General features: G+C 37.7%; 3 protein-coding genes. All 3 read right to left on the bottom strand.

The features are described 5' to 3' along the window. Positions 1-3,393, bottom strand: a 3,393-nt coding sequence (locus tag CCE82_RS08290) for a Rib/alpha-like domain-containing protein (RefSeq protein WP_119184405.1), incomplete at its 3' end; no start/stop codon positions are given. Positions 3,394-4,048: 655 nt separating this feature from the next. Further along, the gene (gene deoB / locus CCE82_RS08285; RefSeq protein WP_086428934.1) at positions 4,049-5,227 is read right to left on the bottom strand and encodes a phosphopentomutase; all 1,179 of its coding nucleotides are present in this window, start codon (positions 5,225-5,227) and stop codon (positions 4,049-4,051) included. Positions 5,228-5,260: 33 nt separating this feature from the next. Beyond that, entirely contained in the window at positions 5,261-5,923 is a 663-nt protein-coding gene (gene deoC / locus CCE82_RS08280; protein ID WP_086428933.1) for a deoxyribose-phosphate aldolase, read from the bottom strand. Positions 5,924-6,000: the final 77 nt, after the last annotated feature.

The following is a 6,000-nucleotide window of genomic DNA, read 5'->3' as shown; positions in this document are numbered from 1 at the left end:
GCCTTCTGTTTCACCATTTGGTAATTGACTTGGATCATCAATCGTAATTGTTGGTTGATCTCCATCCGTTGGATAGTTCGGTACTGTTACTGCGCCTTTCACTTCATCTTCTGATACACCTGTACCAAAATCTTTTGTGATTGGTGTTGTTGACGGTGTGTACTTATCATTATCCGCTTGTTTACCTATTGTTACTGGTACTGTAATGTGGTCTGTTGTTCCATCCGGATATTCTACAGTTACGCCTACATCTGTTGTGCCTTCTGTTTCACCATTTGGCAATTGACTTGGATCATCAATCGTAATTGTTGGTTGATCTCCATCTGTTGGATAGTTCGGTACTGTTACTGCGCCTTTCACTTCATCTTCTGATACACCTGTACCAAAATCTTTTGTGATTGGTGTTGTTGACGGTGTGTACTTGTCATTATCCGCTTGTTTACCTGTAGTCACTGGAACAGTCAATTTATCAGTTGAACCATCTGGGTAAGTTACTGTTACACCAACATCTACTGTACCCTCTTGTGTGCCATTCGGAATTTGGCTCGGATCATCGACTGTAATTGTTGGTTGATCTCCATCTGTTGGATAATTCGGTACTGTTACTGCGCCTTTCACTTCATCTTCTGTCGCAGCACTACCATATTCCTTAGTGATTGTTTCACTTGTTGGATCATATTGTTCTGCAGTTGGAACAGCTTCTTTAACTAAAACCGGTGCGAATACTGTTTCTTTTGAACCATCTGGATATGTGACAACAACAGGCACATTGTAATTACCTTTTTCCACATCTTGATTTGGTGTAATTGAAATAGAACCATCTTCATTAACAGTTGCCCATTCAGGTACATTTTTACCACCAGTGAAAGTTGTACCATTTGGTAATGCTGAACCATCTTCGTTTGTAGGTGTAGGTATTGTTACTGTTTGATCTTGTTCAACTGTTGTTGTTGGATATACAGGTTCGTGTGTTGCTGCATCTTCTTGTACTTGCACTAGAAGAGAATCTGCTGCAATGTCATTTCCACCTGAAACGAGATAAACAGTGTAAATTTCACCTGTTTTCGCATCATCAGGAATTGTAAATGTTCCTGCCGCTTCAGCTTCTTCTACTGTAGTTACATCGCCACTCTTTTGAACGACATTACCTTTTGAATCTCTCCACTCCACATGAGTAGGTAGTGGTGACAAGGCTGTAGATGTTACATCGATTTTAGCTGTATCCCCACGTTTCGCTGGATTCGTTGTGACATCATAGTTTGTAATGTCAATATTTGTTTTAATTGTTTCTACAAGCGCAAAGTTAACATTTAACCACGCATTTTTTGCCGGTCTATGGTATGGCGCTGTTTGTGGTACAAATGATAAGTTGTCATTTGGTGCACGGAATAATGGTGACGTAAATGCTGAGTAACCTTTAACTAAGTTGCCTTGATTATCTAAAACATAACCATAGAGATAGTCTTTATTTAATGAACCTGATGGGAAGCGCAATGTGTACTTACCATCTGCATCTGTTCTACCAGTCACTGTCGCAGAAATAAATTCTGGATGTTCAGTAAGTAATCGATGTGCTGCCTCTGCTTGTTGTTCTGTTGGTAAAGCGTCCACTTGTGCTTTGTATGCTTTTGCACCTGTATCGGTTAGTGAAGACATTACAACTTGATAACCTTCACGTGCAATATCGCCTGAGTTAAAGTTTGGACCTGTTGCAGAGTTTGCATAGTCACCTGATCCTGTTTCAGACCATACTCTACCACTGACAAATTCACCTTTACTTGTTACGGCAGGATTGGATATCGTGCCCTCATTATCTTGAATCCACTTACTCGTATCTGTAGTCAAGTAATTGTTTGAAGGAACAACAGCCATAAAGATACCTGTTCTTTGCATGTTCGTACCAATTGTTGGGAACTGACCAATATTGTTACCTGTTACCGAGTTAACATAAGAACTAGGGAAGAATCCACCTGCTTGACGTAACATTGTCGCTGTATTACCATCTGCAGTTTTAAAGTCATCAATCCAAAGACGGTAGTATTGACCACTTGTCGCATTATATCTATGCGATTTTCCTTTTGAATCTACCCATGCTTCACGTAAATCAAATGCATAAGCACCCGGTCCTACTTGGTTACCATCACTTGAACTTAATTTATTTGTTGTGCTTGCTTGATAAACTGGTGATGTTGCACCATCATTATCAATCCATTGCATATATACTTTTGTGCCTTCTGGAACTGCAGTTAAACCGTTTGAAGTTGTTGCTGGTGTCCCTGTATCTGCAATCCATGCACGTCCTGATAAAGTATTTTTCGCATTGGTTGCATCAGTTGTTGAGTTGATGTAACCATTCGCAAGTGCATCTGCCACAATAATATTATCTTCTTCTGAGACCACATCATTACCAGAAGCACTATTCGCCAACGCCGCACGGAACATTGGATTATTCTCGCTTAAAGCAATAGACTCTTCATTTGTTAACTCAGAATTTCTTGCTGCGAAAAACGCAACTTGTGGAAGTAAAGCATCTTGTTGATCAGCTAAGTCTTTAAGTAATGCAAAATACACATCTTGTGCTGTCGCATTTTCATTATCTAAATTTAAACGTTCAACTGTCGCATCAACTTGTTCTGCTGAAAGGTTTGTGTTTTGAGTCAGATAGTCACGTGTGTAGTTTGTTTTTTCTTCTGTTGATGTTAACTTATCGTAATCGTTTGAAAATTGTTCTTCTGGTGTAGTTGCTGTTGGATTTTCTTGCGTTGAGGATTCTTCTTGCTTTTTAGGAGTTTCTGTAGATGTTGCTTCTTCATTTGTTGGCGCTTCTACTGATTTCTCTTCTGTAGTCGCTTCTTCATTTGTTGGTGCTTCTACTGATTTCTCTTCTGTAGTCGCTTCTTCGTTTGTTGGTGCTTCTACTGATTTCTCTTCTGTAGTTGCTTCTTCGTTTGTTGGTGCTTCTACTGATTTCTCTTCTGTAGTTGCTTCTTCATTTGTTGGTACTTCTACTGATTTCTCTTCTGTTGTCGCCTCTTCGTTTGTTGGTGCTCCTACTGATTTTTCGTCTGTAGTTGCTTCTTCATTTGTTGGTACTTCTACTGATTTTTCTTCTGTTGTCGCTTCTTCATTTGTTGGTGCTTCTACTGATTTTTCTTCTGTTGTCGCTTCTTCGTTTGTTGCTACTTCCTCTGTACTATTGGCACTTTCATTCGATGCTTGTGCTTCTTGAGATGTTGCGTCTTCCATTGCTGCAGATGCATCATTTGAATGAATTCCAAAAATCAATGTGGCACCAACAAGAATTGACGCAGTACCTACTGAAAAACGACGAATCGCGTATCGATTTTGACGGTTAGGTAAAAAATCAACGCGCTTTTTTCTAGGTTTTCTCATGAAATTATCATCTCCTTAATTAAATTAAATCGTTCTACGCATTAAAGAATAAACTAAATCATTACATTGTACAACTAAATTTTTTTATTTTTAAGGAGCGCACATTTATATAACTTAAATAATTAATATTATCTCATATTTCTTGTTTAACTTTTTTAGATTCCTCTTGTAAGTATATGAATGACAAGGATTTTAAGTTTATTTATCACTTTTAACCTCTTTAATCTAATAAAAAATAATATGGATTTGTTTTATGTATCATGACTTTTCAAAGAATAATTTGTGTATATTAATCTTTGAAATCTATGTCGATATATATACTTTTTCATACTCCATGACGGTATATATGAAATATGTATACAAACTCAATATCCTCAAAATTTTAATTAGTTTTTTATATGATTTGTATTTTTGTATATTCATTATCTACAATTTAAGAATACGTTCGTATGTATTGTAATAAATTAGGTTCTGAAAAAATGAACGGTTGGTACTTAGTCGTAAATTTTTTCATATTCATAAAAAATGCCTATTGTTAAAAAACTGGATTTTCCAAATTTTTAACGATAGACATTCATATCTCTTATTTCAATTTTACAGCTTAAAAGAAAAAAGTAGCTGACACCTTTTGACAAGTATCAGCCACTTCAATTAATTATTTCAATTCGTTCAAATAACTACGTCCAAATTCTGGCAACGCAACTCCAAAGTTATCGGCAATTGTCGCACCGATAGAACTAAATGTTGTATCGCTTTCTAATGCATGTCCGCCATTAAACTTCGGACTATACATGATGACTGGAATGTACTCACGTGTATGATCCGTACCTGGTGCTGTTGGATCGTTACCATGGTCTGCTGTAATGATCAACAAATCATCTTCACGCATCGCATCCATCAATTCTGGCAGACGATCGTCAAAATCTTTAATCGCCTGTGCATAACCTGGTTTATCACGACGGTGACCATACAAAGCATCAAAGTCAACTAAGTTCAAAAAGCTCAAACCTTTGAAGTCTTTGTTGACGATTTTCATTAATTGATCCATACCGTCCATATTACTTTTCGTGCGGACCGCTTCTGTCACACCTTCACCATCATAAATGTCGTTAATTTTACCAATCGCAATGACGTCATAATCATTATCTTTTAACGTATTCATGACCGTTTTACCGAATGGCTTTAATGCATAGTCATGACGGTTACTTGTACGTGTGAAGTTGCCAGGTTCACCGACATATGGACGCGCAATAATACGTCCAATTAAATATTTCGGGTCTTTTGTCAGTTCACGGACTTTTTCACAAATGTCATATAACTCTTCTAAAGGAATGACATCCTCATGTGCGGCGATTTGAAGTACAGGATCAGCAGAAGTATAGACGATTAAGTCCCCTGTCTTCATTTGATGTTCGCCCCACTCGTCAATAATTTGTGTACCGGATGCTGGACGGTTTGCGACAACTTTACGACCTGATAACTGTTCTATTTCTTGAACTAATTCTTCTGGAAAACCTTCTGGATACACTTTGAACGGTTGCATAATGTTCAAGCCCATAATTTCCCAGTGGCCTGTCATTGTATCTTTGCCGACAGACGCTTCACTTAATTTTGTATAATACGCTGAAGGATGATCCACGGCATCAACGACCGGTAATGGTGCAATGTTACCTAAACCTAATTTTTCAAGGTTCGGCAATTTTTGATCAAACCCTTCAAGTGTATGTTTTAAAGTGTGTGAGCCTTCATCGTTAAAGTCTTTAGCGTCTGGGCCCTCTCCAATCCCAACTGAATCCATCACAATTAAATGAACGCGTTGAAAAGGTACTGTCATCTTAATCACTCCCACATATATTGAATTCCTGGATTAATAATCTGAATCTACTTCTAAGCCTTGCATAATTTGTACGCCTGCACTTGCACCAATACGTGTTGCACCTGCGTCAATCATCGCTTTGAAGTCTTCTAAGTTACGTACGCCACCAGCAGCTTTGACTTCTACTGATTCACCGACTGTATCTTTCATTAACTTCACGTCTTCAGGTGTCGCTCCACCTGTTGAGAAGCCTGTTGATGTTTTAACAAAGTGTGCACCTGCTGCTTTCGTTAATTCAGACGCTTTCACTTTTTCTTCATCAGTTAAAAGTGCAGTTTCGATAATCACCTTAACTGTTTTACCTTGTGCTGCTTTCACAACCGCTTCAATATCTTTTTGTACGTCATCATAGCGTTGATCTTTCATTGCGCCAATGTTGATAACCATATCAATTTCGTCTGCACCTTTACGGATCGCATCTTCTGTTTCAAATACTTTTGTTTCCGTAGTGTTCGCACCTAATGGGAAACCAATCACTGTACATACAAGTACGTCTGAATCTGCTAATTTTTCCGCAGCATAAGCGATATGTGTTGGATTAATACAAATTGATTTGAAGTGATAAGTTTTTGCTTCCTCAATAATTTTATCAATTTGTGCACGTGTTGATTCTGGTTTTAACAACGTGTGATCAATATATTTTTCGAAATTCATACGAAACGCTCCTTATTTATATAATTTCTTGACCATCTCAATTATACAATTAGATGCTTCAAAATACGATTTTTTTA

Source organism: Staphylococcus cornubiensis, from assembly GCF_900183575.1.
In the GTDB taxonomy this organism is placed as follows: Bacteria; Bacillota; Bacilli; order Staphylococcales; family Staphylococcaceae; genus Staphylococcus; species Staphylococcus cornubiensis.
This window is presented reverse-complemented; position numbering and strand designations above follow the sequence as displayed.